Here is a 13,016-nt window from a genome sequence, read left to right as displayed (position 1 = left end):
AGCCTCACGAGGGGCCTTCCCGCTCCCGGGCTCCCATGCACCCGGGGAGGTGGCCGCCTCCTTCGCCAGAGCGGCGTCACGCGGGCTCCCTAAGACCCGGCAACTCCTCGGAAGACGACCCGTCTCAGGGCTCCCCAACCCTCGGGGCCGGTTCCGTCCGGCGGCAAGAACTATGTAACCCTGCCACCCTGAAAGGAGCCACGACCGCTGTCTGAAAAACTCCTGGGAAGTACGGCTGGCTAGGGAGCCAGGCCCTCCACGACCTCGGACAGGGCCTTCCTCGTGGCCTCCATACCGGGGACGAAGCCGTACACGGTGGCGGCCTGCGCCACCACCGACACCGGCCGGTCCAGCTCGCGCCTGAGCAGGGAGGCGAGCTGGACCGGCGCGTCCTGGGCGTACATCGGGTGCCCCGCCTGCGTGGCCGCGTCGGCAAGACGCTGCCAGGCACGGGGGTCGTCCACGAGGTCACGGACCGTCCGGACGGCCCGGCTCGCGGCGTCGGAGCCAGCGTGGCTCGCGGGCAGCGTGACCACACGCTCGTGCAGGCCGTGCCCCACGGTCTCAGCCTCGGCTCCCGGCAGCACCAGCTCGGCCTGCGCTCCGACCGGAACCTGGACGCGTACGTGCAGCCGTCCGGCGTCGCTCCGCCAGGAGGCGCGCGCCGTCCCGCCTGGGAGGCGACGGACCACGCTCGCCGAGGAGAACCCGTGACCGACCTTCGGGGCCACCCGAAGCCGCCCGCCCCCGGGCGCGACTACCTCCAGACCCGCCAGGTCGCTCACCAGCCACTGGGTCACGGCCCCCAGGGCGTAGTGGTTGAAGCTGGTCATCTCCCCGGGGTTGACCGAGCCGTCGGGCAGCATGGAGTCCCAGCGCTCCCAGGTGGTTGTGGCCCCCATGGTCACTGGGTAGAGCCATGAGGGGCACCCTGTCTCCAGGATCAGGCGTGCCGCCACGCCGGGGTGCCCGCCCTGCACCAGAGCCGCAGGTACCAGCGGGGTCCCTACGAAGCCGGTCGAGATCCTGAAAGCCCGGGCGCGGACCAGGTCGGCCAGGCGGTCGCCAGCACCCTGGACGCGCTCAGGTGTGTCCAGCAGCCCCCATGCCAGGGCCTGGGCATAGACAGTGGCGCAGTCGGAGACGATAAGCCCGTTCGCGGTGACGTAGGCGTCCAGGTAGGCCTGGCGCACCTCGGCGGCCAGGGCACCCAGGCGCTGGGCGTCCTCGGGACGCCCCAGGGCCTCGTAGGCGTGGGCGACGACCTGGGCGGAGCGGGCGAAGTAGGCGGTGGCCACCACGTCGGGATCGGCCTTGGCAGCCGCAGGCTCCTGCGGCGGGGCGTCGGGGTCGAGCCAGTCGCCGAACTGGAAGCCGCCGCGCCACAGGCGTGAGGGGCCTGCGGCGGCAGCCACGCCCGCGACAAAGCGCTCCATCGCCTCGATACCAGCCTTCAGAACGCCCGTGTCGCCCGTGGCCTCGTAGATGGCCCAGGGCACCAGGGTGACGGCGTCGCCCCAGGCGCAGGTGAGCTGAGGGCTGTCCAGTACGTCGGGGACGACGACGGGCACAGCGCCGTCCGGAGCCTGGGCCGATACCAGGTCGCGGCACCAGGACGCCAGGAAGGCGCCCGCGTCATAGAGGGACAGGGCGGTGGGCGCGAAGACGGCGATGTCACCCGTCCACCCCAGGCGCTCGTCGCGCTGCGGGCAGTCAGTAGGCACGGTAATGAAGTTGCCGATGGTGGACCAGCGCGTGTTCTCCACCAGACGGTTGACCAGCTCCTGGTCGCAGGAGAACCAGGCGGAGCGCTCCATACCTGCTGAGACCACGCGGGCCGTGGCAGCCTCCATGAGCACCATGTCCGTACGGTCTGTGCTGGTAGCGGCCCCTTGACGGCCCGAGGTGCCTTCCTGGCCCGGGATGCCTGCGCGGTCTGCGCTGCCGGTGTCCTCACGCCTTGTCGGCTCCAGGCCCTCTACCTCGACGTAGCGGAAGCCGTGCTGGGTCAGGGTCGGGGCGAAGACCTCGGGGGTCTCAGGGGTGGCGGTACCCGCGAGGACGACCCGGTCGGTGCACTGGGCCCGCCTCAGCGGGCGGGTGCCGAGCTCGCCGTCCTCCATGACCTCGGCGTGGCGCAGGGTGATGGTGGTCCCGGGCTCACCCGAGGTAACGGTGAGGCGGACGTGTCCGGTGAGGTTCTGGCCGAAGTCCAGGACCTTCCTGCCCGACGGCGTGGTGATCACCTGCTGAGGCCTGAGCTCGCCGACCACGGTGGGCAGCGGCAGGATGGTGGGCTCCAGGTCTGCCTCGGGCAGGTCCAGAACCTCCACCGGGGCCTCGGCGGCGACCTCCCCCAGGGCGGGCAGGCGCAGGTCGGTGGTCTGGCCGTTGTAGAGGTCGTTGGCGGTGACGTTGGAGGGGCGCCAGGTCCAGGCCGCGTCGGTGCCCACGACGGTAGTGGAGGTGCCGTCGCTGATCTCCAGCTGGGCCAGCAGCCACAGGGCCTCCCCGTAGACGCGGTCGCGCATGTACCAGGTCAGGTGCCCGCGGTACCAGCCGTTGCCCAGGACGACGGCGATCTCGTGCTCTCCGGGGGGCAGCAGCCCGGTGACGTCGTAGGTCTGGACCAGGAGTCGGTCCCGGTACTCCGTCCACCCGGGGGCGAGCTCGTGGGCGCCGACCCGAGTCCCGTCGACAAAGACCTCGTAGACCCCGCCTGCGGTGACGTGGAGGCGGGCTGAGGCAGGGGCACCGGTGGTGGTGCCGGTGGTACCGGGCCGCTGCGGCACCACGAGGCGGCGCACTAGGACGGGGGCGGCGTCCTCGCGCCGGTTGCCGGGCGCGCTGACGGGGCGGGCTGTCCAGTCACCTCGGTCGAGCAGGCCGGTCTCGACGACGGCAGGCTCGGACCACGCAGAGAAGGCGCCATCGGCTCCGGCGACGCGAACCCGCCATGTGGCGCGCTCGCGGGAGGACAGGGGAGCGGCGGGCCAGGGGACAAAAGTGGAGGTCGGGCCGTGCAGCGTGAAGGTAGAGATCGGGGAGGCTGGGTCTTCTGGGCTGGCTGGCTCAAGCGGGTCGGCTGAGTCAACCGGGGCAGCGGAGGTCTGGGACGGGGCTGTCTTGGGCACCGGGACCGTGAGCGGGGACGTACGGGTCACCTCGACCTCGGCCACGGCCTGCGTCCAGCCGGAGGGGGCGGTGGGGACCTCCCAGGACAGGGACGGAGACGGTCCGGTTCCGCCGAGGACCTCGTAGTCCGGGCGGTGGTGGTCGACCCGTAGCCTGATGGGCGCGGCCAGGTCGCCCACGGGGTCGGTGAGTCGGGGGGCGCCCTCGTCCAGCAGGGTCACCTTCTGTGGTGCGCGGGCCGGGCCGGTGTGGTGGGGGTGGTGGAGGTCGTCGTGCGCGGGTATGTGATCAGTGGACATCAGGATCTCCAGGGTCATCGTTGAACCGTTTCATGACTGTAGGTGCTCCCGGCTTCCACGTCAACAGCCGACTAGGAAGGGCTTGCTGCTCCGGAGGAGCGGGTAGACGATGCGGGTAGACGGTGCGGGTAGACAGAGAGAAACAGAGGGAAGGCGCGCAGAAGCGGCCAGGGTCGTGCAGGGCACAGCTACCCTGGTCCATACCCTGCCCAGTGGTGCTGGGCGTGACAGTCCCCGCCCTGGCTGTCACCTTGTCCTCCGTTCCCGGCTGCTCCCCGTCCTCTTCCTCACCTGACCCGGTCCTCACCACAGGAGACACTCCATGATTGACACCGACCCCTTTGCTACCTCCTCAGCACCCAGCCTGCCGCTGTCCGTGCCCGGCATCTCGTCAGCCACCCCGTTCCCCGAGGGCTTCCTCTGGGGCGCCGCCACCGCCTCCCACCAGGTGGAGGGCGGCAACACCAACAACGACGTCTGGCTCTACGAGCACGTGCCGGGCACCATGTACACCGAGTCCTCCGGCGACGCCTGCGACCACTTCACCCGTTACCGCCAGGACATCGCCCTGCTGGCCTCCCTGGGGCTCAACGCTTACCGCTTCTCCCTGGAGTGGAGCCGTATTGAGCCCGCTCCCGGGGAGTTCTCGGCGGTGGCCGTGGAGCACTATCGGGACGTGCTGCGCGCCTGCCACGAGCACGGGCTCACCCCGCTGGTGACCTACCACCACTTCACCTCCCCCCAGTGGCTCATCGCCCGCGGCGGCTGGGAGGACACCGGCACTCCCGCCCTGTTCGCCCGCTACTGCCGCCACGTCACCGAGGAGCTCGGGGACCTGTTCGACATCGTCTGCACCATGAACGAGCCCAACCTCGCCGTCCTCCTGGCGGAGATGGGCATGTGCGAGACCGAGCCCTCCCAGCGGCTCGGAAACCCCACCTGGGAGGGGGCTGCGGCGGCCCTGGGGACGACGCCGGACAGGGTGGCGGGATTCCAGCTCAGTGCCACCAAGGAGGCCTACGAGGTCAAGCTCGCGGCCCACCGCGCCGCCGTCGAGGCGATCAAGGCCGTCAGGCCCGCGATGCAGGTGGGGTGGACCCTGGCCAACTCCGACTTCCACGCCGCACCCGGCGGTGAGGAGCAGGTGGCGCGCGTGACCGAGGAGAACAACCTGCGCTACCTGCGTGCCAGCCAGGGCGACGACTTCGTAGGCCTCCAGACCTACAACCGCACCGTGCTCGGCCCCGAGGGTCCGGTACCACCGGAGCCGGGGGCCACCCTCAACCAGGGTGGTGAGGAGATCTGGCCCTGGGCCGTCGGGGCGGTGGTGCGTCAGGCCTGGGATGCGCTCCAGATGCCGATCTACGTAACCGAGAACGGGTTGAACACGGAGGACGACACCCAGCGGGTCGACTTCCTGCGCACCGCGATCGGCGAGGTCGGCTCCGCGATTGCCGAGGGGGTAGACGTGCGCGGCTACATGTGCTGGTCGGCCATGGACAACTTCGAGTGGGTCCTTGGCTACGGCCCCAGGTTCGGCATCATTGCGGTGGACCGCTCTACCCAGGAGCGCACGCCCAAGCCCAGTGCCTACGTGCTCGGCGAGATCGCCCGTACAAACGGGGCGTGCCTGGGCGGGGACTGAGCCTGCCGGGGCCTGGCGAATCCTCACCGCAAGCCGATTCCGCTGGCATTCCTCATGGCCGGAGAGGCCATTATCCAGGTCGGCCGGGCCCTGGCGTGGTCGAGCTCCTTCCCAGCGGCTCCTTCGGTGCTGGTCAGGCCCGGGCGGGTCACGGCCACTCCCGTGGAGGCGTGCTGGTGGCCCACGGTCACTCGGGTGGGCGCGGGGGCGCTGGTCTCGGTAGCCGGGGAATCGGTGGTCGGGGGGTGCAGGCACTGGTTCTACGGTTTCTACGGTGCGCACGACGGCTTCTTTCAGCGTCTGGGCTCAGCAGGTACGGTGAAGTCGAGACCGGCCTCCTCCCCGGCGGCGACGTCGGCCTCGGCGTGGGCCTCGACGGCGAACTCGTTGCGCTGCGGCCCGTGGAAGGCCCACACGGCGACGGCGTAGCCGGTGGCGGCGATACCCAGCAGCCCCAGGTAGAAGAGCCTGGGCTCGGAGCGCAGGAGCACCGGTGTGACCGAGGCCGCCAGGGCCGCGACCACGCGGGCGACGGCGATGACGGTGCCCTGGGCGGTGGTGCGCAGCAGCGTGGGGAAGCGCTCGTTGGCCCAGACCTTCATGATCCCCTCAAAGGCGAAGGCGCTGCCCGCCATGTTGACCAGCTGGTAGGCCACGAGGGTGGCCAGTGAGAATCCGAAGACGGGATAGATGAGCAGCGACGTGAGGAACAGTGCCGCCCCGGCGTAGAAGAAGGGCATGCGCCTGGGGGTGTCGATGACCCGCATGGACCAGATCGCGAGCAGGATGATCGCCGGCATGGTCAGCAGGGCGATCCGGGAGTTGAGGGCGACGTCGACGTCAGCGAGGTTGACGGCGATCCAGGTGGTGAACTGCCCCCCGGTATTGGCCGGGATGTTGATAAGGGAGTAGAAGATGATGAGCGCGTAGAAGGGCTTGGCGTAGGGGCCGGTAAGCAGGGAGGTCAGTGAGGACCGCTGCGCCCGGACGGTGGCCTGGCCTGCCCGGCGCTCGGCCCGGGCCTCCAGCCAGGTGGTGGACTCCGGGAGGGACAGGCGTCCCAGGAGGGTGACGGCAGCGACCACGCCGACGTGGGCGAACATGACCTGGGCGCCCGTACGGCCCCAGTTGCCCACCACGGAGGAGGTGGTGATGGCCCCGATGATGCCCACTGTCCACAGGATGTTGGACAGGAGGATGATCTTGCCGCGGTTGTCGTCAGTGGCGGACTCGGCGATGGTGGCCAGAGACACCGGCAGGTCCGCCCCGGTCCCCAGCCCGGCCAGGACGGTCCCAACCAGCAGCAGGCTGAAGCCGGGGGCCACGACGAGGAGGACCGCACCGACCACGATCATCACCATGGTGACGGAGAAGACGTGCTTGCGCCCGAAGCGGTCCCCCAGCCAGCCTCCACTGAGGGCTCCCAGGGCGATGGAGAAGGTCAGGGTGCCGGAGAGCACACCAACCTGCTGGTCGGACAGGCCCAGCGCCATCTGGTAGATGGCAAAGGCGATACCTGCTGAGACGATCGTGCAGGCGTCGATGTAGGAGGCCATGCCGGAGACGATCCCCACCCACCAGGGGTTAGGGCCGGTTCGGGTAGCAGAAGTCGTGGTGGTAGTCATAGGTGTTCTCCTTTGAACGGGATGGGACCGGGCGGGTGTGGTCGTGTCGGGGGAGCTCACAGGCGGTGCGGGTCGTAGACGATGTTGGGGGCGTCGTCGGCAGGCGGGCCGGGGTCGCCGTGAGACCGTGTGACGGCACGGGCTACCAGGCCCCCCATGTCCTCGAAGCGGAAAGGGACCGCGTCGTCGTCACCTGCCAGGACCCGCTCGCACAGGGTGCGCAGGTCCTCCAGGACGGTCGGGGTGATCTCACCGCTGCCGTGGGAGACCAGGACCCGGTCGTAGCGTCTGGCAGCCCGGGCCGTGAGGCGCTCCAGCATGGCTGCATAGCTGGTGAGCGTGGAGCTCTCCGGTAGGAAGAGGAAGGTGAGCTGGTTGGCCGCGTCGCCGGTGATGAGGACTCGCTCCTCCTCCACCAGGAGGGCCACTGAGCCGGGGGTGTGCCCCGGTGCCTCCAGGACCTCGACGGTGAGGCCTCCCAGCCCGATGCGTTCGCCATCGTGCAGCGGTACCAGCCGGGTGGGGTCCACCTCCGGTGCCAGGACCGGGGCGGGAGCGTCGCCGGGTGTGCCGGCGTGGGCGGAGCGCACCGCGTTGTGGAGCCGACGGGAGGCAACCTGGTGCCGGGCCAGCACAGGCAGGTCGGCGGGGTGCATGTGCACGTCGGTAAGCCCAGAGGCGCCGAAGGCGTGGTCGATGTGGCCGTGGGTAAGGACCACGGTCAGGGGAAGGTCTGTCAGCGAGGTGACGAAGGCGGCCAGGTCACCTACCCCGTAGCCGGTGTCCACGAGCAGGGCGCGCTCGCGACCGGTGACCAGGTACATGTGGACGTCGCGCGGGTCGTGGATGCGTGTGATGTGGCGGTTCACCCGTGTGTCGGTGAATCCGGGGGCGAGGAGCTGCCGGGAGTCGGCTGGTGGTCTGCTCATGGGCACGTGAGTCCTCACAGCAGCGGGGTGCGCACGCCGAAGGCCTCGACGACAGCACGCAGCTCGGTGTCAGTGACACCCTCGCCCAGGTTGCCGCTGGCCATGTTGCGCACCTCGTACATGGCCCCGGTCTCGACGTACTCCACCGTGTCGACGGCGGCCAGAGGGGAGGTGTCGGAGCGCACCATGACGCCGTGCTTGGACCACACGACGATGACGTGGTCTCGCAGCGCCCTCACAGTGTTCTCCATGAGCTCCTGGCTGCCAGGCACCATGAAGTCCAGCACCTCCGCACCTGCGGGGACCTGCACGATGGTCTCCGGCTCCCACCGCAGGATGCGGCGGTTGAACTCGCGGGTGCTGCGGATGTCCTTGATGTGGGAGAGCTGGACCAGGTGGGGCGGCTGGGCGTGGACCACCGCCTGGAATCCCAGCCCGCGCTGCTCCGCCTGGTCGTTGTGGATCGCCAGGTGGGAGTTGAACTCGCTGGTAGGGCGCTCGTAGGCCCGGTCGGGGTGGGTGTACCAGGTGGCGGTGGTGCCGCCGTCGTCCACGACGAAGGCCGAGATGGTGGCCTCAGGGGAGTCGGCGACGTCTCGTAGACGGCAGCCTGAGCCGGTGACCAGGACGGTGCGCCCAGCCAGGGCCGGGGCAGGCAGAGGCAGCCCGGTGGCCGGACGCACCTGCGGGAAGCGGCGCTCCAGCCCGAGGTCCTGCGCTCCGGCGTCGACGTAGACGGAGAGGTTACCGGCTCCGGCCTCCACGGCCGCCATGTGGTCCAGGCGGCCTCCGGCGGCGCCCATCTGGGTGAGGATCTCGTTGAGTGTGGGGTCCGTGGCTGTCGTGGTCATGAGGTGCTCCTTGGCATCTGGGTGGTTGGGGTAGGCGGGGTGGTTCATGGTGGTCGGGGCGGTCCGGGCTGCCGTGGACAGGAGCGGGTAGGCCGTGCCGAGGGGTCAGGCAGTGGGGGCCTGTCGTCCGAGGAGCCGCTGCTCGGCCTCCTCCCAGGCGCTGGAGGCAGCGGCTGCGGGCTCGTAGCGGGTCAGTGTGCTGGAGGCCCGGACGAGGTTGCGCAGGTCGCTCAGGTCGCCCTGGACCAGCCCAGCCCCGCGCGCGGCAACCACGATGTTGCCCAGGGCGGTCCCCTCTGCGGGCCCGGCGACCACGGGCAGCCCGGTGGCGTCTGCGCACAGCTGGCACAGGAGTCGGCTACGGGTGCCTCCGCCGACCATGTGCACCACGTCCACCGACGTGCCCGACAGGGCGGTGGCCTCGCGCACGGCCCGGCGGTAGGCCAGGGCCAGGGAGTCGTCGATGCAGCGCACGTACTCGCCCACCGAGCGGGGCACCGGCTGGCCGGTGGCGCGGGCGGCGGCGGCGATGCGAGCCACCATGTCCCCAGGGGCGAAGAAGACCGTGTCGTTGACGTCGACCACCGTGCGCAGCGGGGCGGCCGCTGCTGCCGCCGCGTCCAGGTCCTGGTAGGAGGTCTCCAGGCCCTGTGCCCTCCACGTGCGCACCGCCTCGTTAAGGACCCACAGCCCCATAATGTTCTTGAGGTAGCGCACCGTGGCGTCCACGCCGAGCTCGTTGGTGAAGTTGGCCTGCCGGGAGGCCTCGGAGAGGACCGGGGCGTCCAGCTCCAGGCCGACCAGCGACCAGGTGCCGCAGGACACGTAGGCGAAGCCGCCTGGATCTCCCTCCCGGGCTCCTGCGCTGTCCACGGTCCTCCCGCTGCCTGGTGAGGTCGAGGCCGGTACGGCCACCACCGCGCTGGCCGTGTCGTGGGAGCCCACAGCGATGACGGGTACGGGAGAGCCTCCCGGTCCGAGCACGTCCAGGACCTCTCGGTCGATCGTGCCCACCACGGTGCCCGGCTCCACCAGGGCAGGCAGGACACCGGCCAGGTCCAGGCCCAGACTGGTGCGCAGGCGGTCTAGGAGGGGAGCAGACCAGGTGCGTGAGGAGACGTCGACCAGCCCCGTGGTGGAGGCGTTGGTGACCTCGGCGACCTTCTGGCCGGTAAGCCAGTAGGCCAGCAGGTCAGGCAGGAGCAGCAGGGTGCGGGCGTCAGGCAGTCCGCCGTCACGGGCCTGGGCCACCAGCTGGAAGACGGTGTTGAAGTCCTGGACCTGCAGGCCGTTGACCGCGTAGAGCTCATCGGCCGGGATCGTCTGGAAGAGGCGTTCCGGTGCTCCCCGCGTGCGCGGGCAGCGGTAGGAGGAGACCTGGCCGGTCAGGGCGCCGCGGTGGTCAAGGAGCCCGTAGTCCACCGCCCAGGTGTCGATCCCGACGGCGCAGAGCGGTCCCACCTCATGTGCTGCGGCCAGTAGGCCCTCGCGGACCTCGCTCCACAGGTGGAGCACGTCCCAGTAGAGCCTTTGCCCGTCGGCCGTGGGCAAGGGCACCGGGCCGTTGAGGAAGCGGCGGGTCTCGGTCAGGTGGACACGCCCGTCCTCAAGGGTGCCCACGATGACACGTCCGGAGGAGGCGCCCAGGTCAACGGCTGCGACGTGGACGGGCTGGGCGCTGGTCATGGCTGGCATGGTCGGCTCCCTCCTCAGGCACCCCAGCCGGCGGCGGTGCCACCCACGCGCTCGGCGCGAATCTTCTCCAGGTAGCCGGAGCCCAGGAAGGCCTCCATGGGGTCGGGCGCCAGACCCTGGGAGTCGCGCAGCTCGGCCAGCAGCGGGCGCACGTCGGTGCTGTAGGCGTCCATGAGCACCGCGTTGGCGCTCAGGACGTCACCGCTGGCCTGCGCGGCTGCCAGCGCCTCCCGGTCCACCAGGAGGGCCTTGGCGGTGGCCTCCTGGACGTTGAGGGCCGAGCGGATCTCCCCGGGGATCTTCTCCTCCAGGTTGTGGCACTGGTCCAGCATGAAGCCCACACCGGAGTCGGGGGCCAGTGCCCCGGCGGAGACGATCTCGTGCATGATGCGAAACAGCTGGAAGGGGTCGGCCGCGCCTACGATGAGGTCGTCGTCGGCGTAGAAGCGGGAGTTGAAGTCGAAGGCGCCCAGGCGGCCCAGTCGCAGCAGCTGGGCGACGATGAACTCGATGTTGGTGCCCGGGGCGTGGTGGCCGGTGTCCAGGACCACCTTGGCGCGCTCACCCAGCGCCAGGCAGTGCACGAGGCTCGTCCCCCAGTCCGGTACGTCGGTGTGGTAGAAGGACGGCTCGAAGAGCTTGTACTCCAGGACCAGCTGCTGGTCCTCGTCCAGGGCGGCGTAGATCTCTGACAGGGCCTCGGCCAGGCGGTCCTGGCGGGCGCGGATGGAGTCCTGACCGGGGTAGTTGGTGCCGTCGGCCAGCCAGATCTTGAGGGTGGGGGAGCCGGTGGCGCGCATGACGTCGATGCACTCCAGGTGGTGGGCCACCGCCTTGCGGCGGATCCTCTCGTCCGGGTTGGCCAGGGAGCCGAGCTTGTAGTCCTCGTCCTGGAAGACGTTGGAGTTGATGGTGCCGATGGTCACGCCCTGGTTCTCGGCATGGGCGCGCAGCGCCTCGTAGTCCTCGACCCTGTCCCAGGGGATGTGCAGGGACACGCGAGGGGTGACGCCGGTGAGGCGGTGGACCTGGGCGACGTCGTCGATCTTCTCGTAGGGGTCGCGCGGAACCCCGGCGGTAGTGAAGACCCGGAACCGGGTGCCTGAGTTGCCGAAGGCCCAGCTGGGCAGCTCGATGGTCTGGGTCTGAAGCAGGCTGAGGGCCTCGGCGCTGAGGTCGCTCAGTGAGGGGTGGTGGACGGCATGGGTCTCTCCTGATCTCTGTGTCTTCTCTGTGTCTTCTCTGGGTCTCTGACGGTGCGGGTTGTCGGGGGTGGGGCGGTGATGTGGAGGGCGGTTGCCCGGGAGGGCTGTGGACCTGTCGGTCTGACCGCTCCTGGGCGGGTCATCCCGGAGACAGGCCTGCTCACGTGCCGGGGCTGGAGCTCCCGGACGACTGGGCTGGGGATGACGAGGAGGGCCTGATCGCGTGCCGGGGCTGGAGGGTCATGGTGGGTCGGGAGGGGCCTGTCAGGCGTTCTCGTTGGTGACGTGCTCCCCGTAGCGCTCCAGCTCGATGTCCTCCAGCGAGCGTCCCTGGGTCCGGGGCGCGCCGACGGTGCCTACGACCGTGGCCACCACGAGGAATCCGATGAGGATGAGGCCGTCGATCACCAGCCCGTTCTCCCGGGCCAGGATGACGGGGAAGATGAGGGAGATGAGGCCGGAGGCCAGGCGGACGACGAAGAAGACGATGCCCTGGGCGCCCGAGCGGTAGGGGGTGGCGAAGAGCTCGGGCGACCACACCGAGTAGAACGCCTGCGCCGACGGACCGGCTGACAGCCCCCAGATGATCGTGTAGCCGAAGGCGGTCCACGCGGCGTCGGAGGGGCCGAAGACCAGGACCACCCAGGACACGAGTGCCAGGGCGCCCCCGGCCAGGTAGTGCCACCGGTAGGGAACGCGGTCCACCAGCTGCATGAAGACCAGGGTGGAGACGATGACGAAGCCCCAGGACAGCATGGAGAACAGGTCGGTCTGGAGGGTCTCGTAGCCCATGGAGTCCAGGATGGTGGGCAGGAAGATGCCGTTCTGGCTGGCGGCCTGGTTCCAGCAGGTGTAGATGACGGCCAGGAAGACCAGGGCGGTGATGTTGACCCGCCGGGAGAAGAGCTTGCGGAAGGCCTGCCACATGGACGGCGGCCTGGCCTGGGCCCCGCCCTTGGCGGTCTGCCAGGTCCCGGACTCCTCCAGGCCACGGCGGATCCACCAGGTAGCCAGGGCGATGACCACCAGGTGGGCAAACACCAGGCGGGAGCCGAGCAGCCCCAAGGGGGTGAGCGCAGCAGCCAGGCCGAACCCCAGGAAGGGACCGAAGGACCAGGCCAGTTGGGTGGCGCCGATGTGCTTGCCACGCTGGTTGGTGGGCGCGAGCTCGGCGATGTAGGTCCAGCCCGCGGGGACGGAGGCCCCCACTGCCAGGCCGATGATGACGAACCCGGTAAACAGCATGGGCAGGTTCGCCGTGAGGGCCACAATGATCCCGCCCAGGGCGTAGAGCAGCAGGTCATAGGTGTAGATGAACTTGCGCCCGTACTTGTCGCACAGCGGCCCGCCGATGAGGGCGCCGATGGCGGCGCCGAAGGCGTTGGCGCTGAAGGCGGCCAGGAGCCCGGCGACGGTGCCGTCGTCGTCGGGGAAGTAGGCCTGCCTCCAGAAGGTCAACGAGGTGGCGATGGCAATGATGGAGCCGGAGTCGATGTAGTTCGACATGGAGACGGCGGCGGTGGCCTTCCAGCCGGTCAGCGGTCTGCGCGCCATGGCTGGGGCCTCCTTGCTGGCGGCAGGTACGAGTAGCGGGGACAAGCGTGGTGGAGCCGGTCATGGAACGTCCTTGTT

The 13,016-nt window shown here is 69.9% G+C and carries 8 protein-coding genes; 1 reads left to right on the top strand and 7 read right to left on the bottom strand.

Features of this window, described 5'->3' with window-relative positions; genetic code table 11:
• Positions 1-239 precede the first annotated feature (239 nt).
• Positions 240-3,434: an alpha-L-rhamnosidase gene (locus D5R93_RS11885; protein ID WP_162933961.1), complete on the bottom strand. Its 3,195-nt coding sequence runs from the start codon at positions 3,432-3,434 to the stop codon at positions 240-242.
• A gap of 322 nt (positions 3,435-3,756) precedes the next feature.
• On the opposite strand from D5R93_RS11885, the gene D5R93_RS11880 reads away from it, so the two are divergent.
• Positions 3,757-5,079: a glycoside hydrolase family 1 protein gene (locus tag D5R93_RS11880; RefSeq protein WP_120205439.1), complete on the top strand. Its 1,323-nt coding sequence runs from the start codon at positions 3,757-3,759 to the stop codon at positions 5,077-5,079.
• 293 nt (positions 5,080-5,372) lie between these two features.
• On the opposite strand, the gene D5R93_RS11875 is transcribed toward D5R93_RS11880, so the two are convergent.
• The 6 genes from D5R93_RS11875 to D5R93_RS11850 all read right to left on the bottom strand — a co-directional run bounded on the left by D5R93_RS11875 (position 5,373) and on the right by D5R93_RS11850 (position 12,938).
• Positions 5,373-6,704, bottom strand: coding sequence for an MFS transporter (locus D5R93_RS11875; protein WP_119835541.1), 1,332 nt, complete (start codon positions 6,702-6,704; stop codon positions 5,373-5,375).
• 56 nt (positions 6,705-6,760) lie between these two features.
• Entirely contained in the window at positions 6,761-7,633 is an 873-nt protein-coding gene (locus D5R93_RS11870) for an MBL fold metallo-hydrolase (RefSeq protein WP_120205437.1), read from the bottom strand.
• Positions 7,634-7,647: 14 nt separating this feature from the next.
• Complete coding sequence (locus tag D5R93_RS11865) at positions 7,648-8,484, bottom strand: class II aldolase/adducin family protein (protein ID WP_120205434.1); 837 nt, start codon at positions 8,482-8,484, stop codon at positions 7,648-7,650.
• Positions 8,485-8,589: 105 nt separating this feature from the next.
• Entirely contained in the window at positions 8,590-10,170 is a 1,581-nt protein-coding gene (locus D5R93_RS11860; RefSeq protein ID WP_120205431.1) for a rhamnulokinase, read from the bottom strand.
• Between the two features lie 23 nt (positions 10,171-10,193).
• Positions 10,194-11,363: an L-rhamnose isomerase gene (gene rhaI, locus D5R93_RS11855; RefSeq protein WP_120205428.1), complete on the bottom strand. Its 1,170-nt coding sequence runs from the start codon at positions 11,361-11,363 to the stop codon at positions 10,194-10,196.
• Positions 11,364-11,648: 285 nt separating this feature from the next.
• Positions 11,649-12,938 carry an MFS transporter gene (locus D5R93_RS11850; RefSeq protein ID WP_119835545.1) on the bottom strand — a complete coding sequence of 430 codons (1,290 nt, stop codon included), beginning with the start codon at positions 12,936-12,938 and terminating at the stop codon, positions 11,649-11,651.
• Positions 12,939-13,016: the final 78 nt, after the last annotated feature.

It is taken from the genome of Actinomyces lilanjuaniae, assembly GCF_003606385.1.
In the GTDB taxonomy this organism is placed as follows: Bacteria; Actinomycetota; Actinomycetes; order Actinomycetales; family Actinomycetaceae; genus Actinomyces; species Actinomyces lilanjuaniae.
This window is presented reverse-complemented; position numbering and strand designations above follow the sequence as displayed.

Coding starts and splice junctions, on each gene's coding strand:
- D5R93_RS11885 (WP_162933961.1), bottom strand. CDS start 3,434: ATGTCCACTGATCACATACCCGCGCACGACGACCTCCACCACCCCCAC.
- D5R93_RS11880 (WP_120205439.1), top strand. CDS start 3,757: ATGATTGACACCGACCCCTTTGCTACCTCCTCAGCACCCAGCCTGCCG.
- D5R93_RS11875 (WP_119835541.1), bottom strand. CDS start 6,704: ATGACTACCACCACGACTTCTGCTACCCGAACCGGCCCTAACCCCTGG.
- D5R93_RS11870 (WP_120205437.1), bottom strand. CDS start 7,633: ATGAGCAGACCACCAGCCGACTCCCGGCAGCTCCTCGCCCCCGGATTC.
- D5R93_RS11865 (WP_120205434.1), bottom strand. CDS start 8,484: ATGACCACGACAGCCACGGACCCCACACTCAACGAGATCCTCACCCAG.
- D5R93_RS11860 (WP_120205431.1), bottom strand. CDS start 10,170: ATGACCAGCGCCCAGCCCGTCCACGTCGCAGCCGTTGACCTGGGCGCC.
- D5R93_RS11850 (WP_119835545.1), bottom strand. CDS start 12,938: ATGGCGCGCAGACCGCTGACCGGCTGGAAGGCCACCGCCGCCGTCTCC.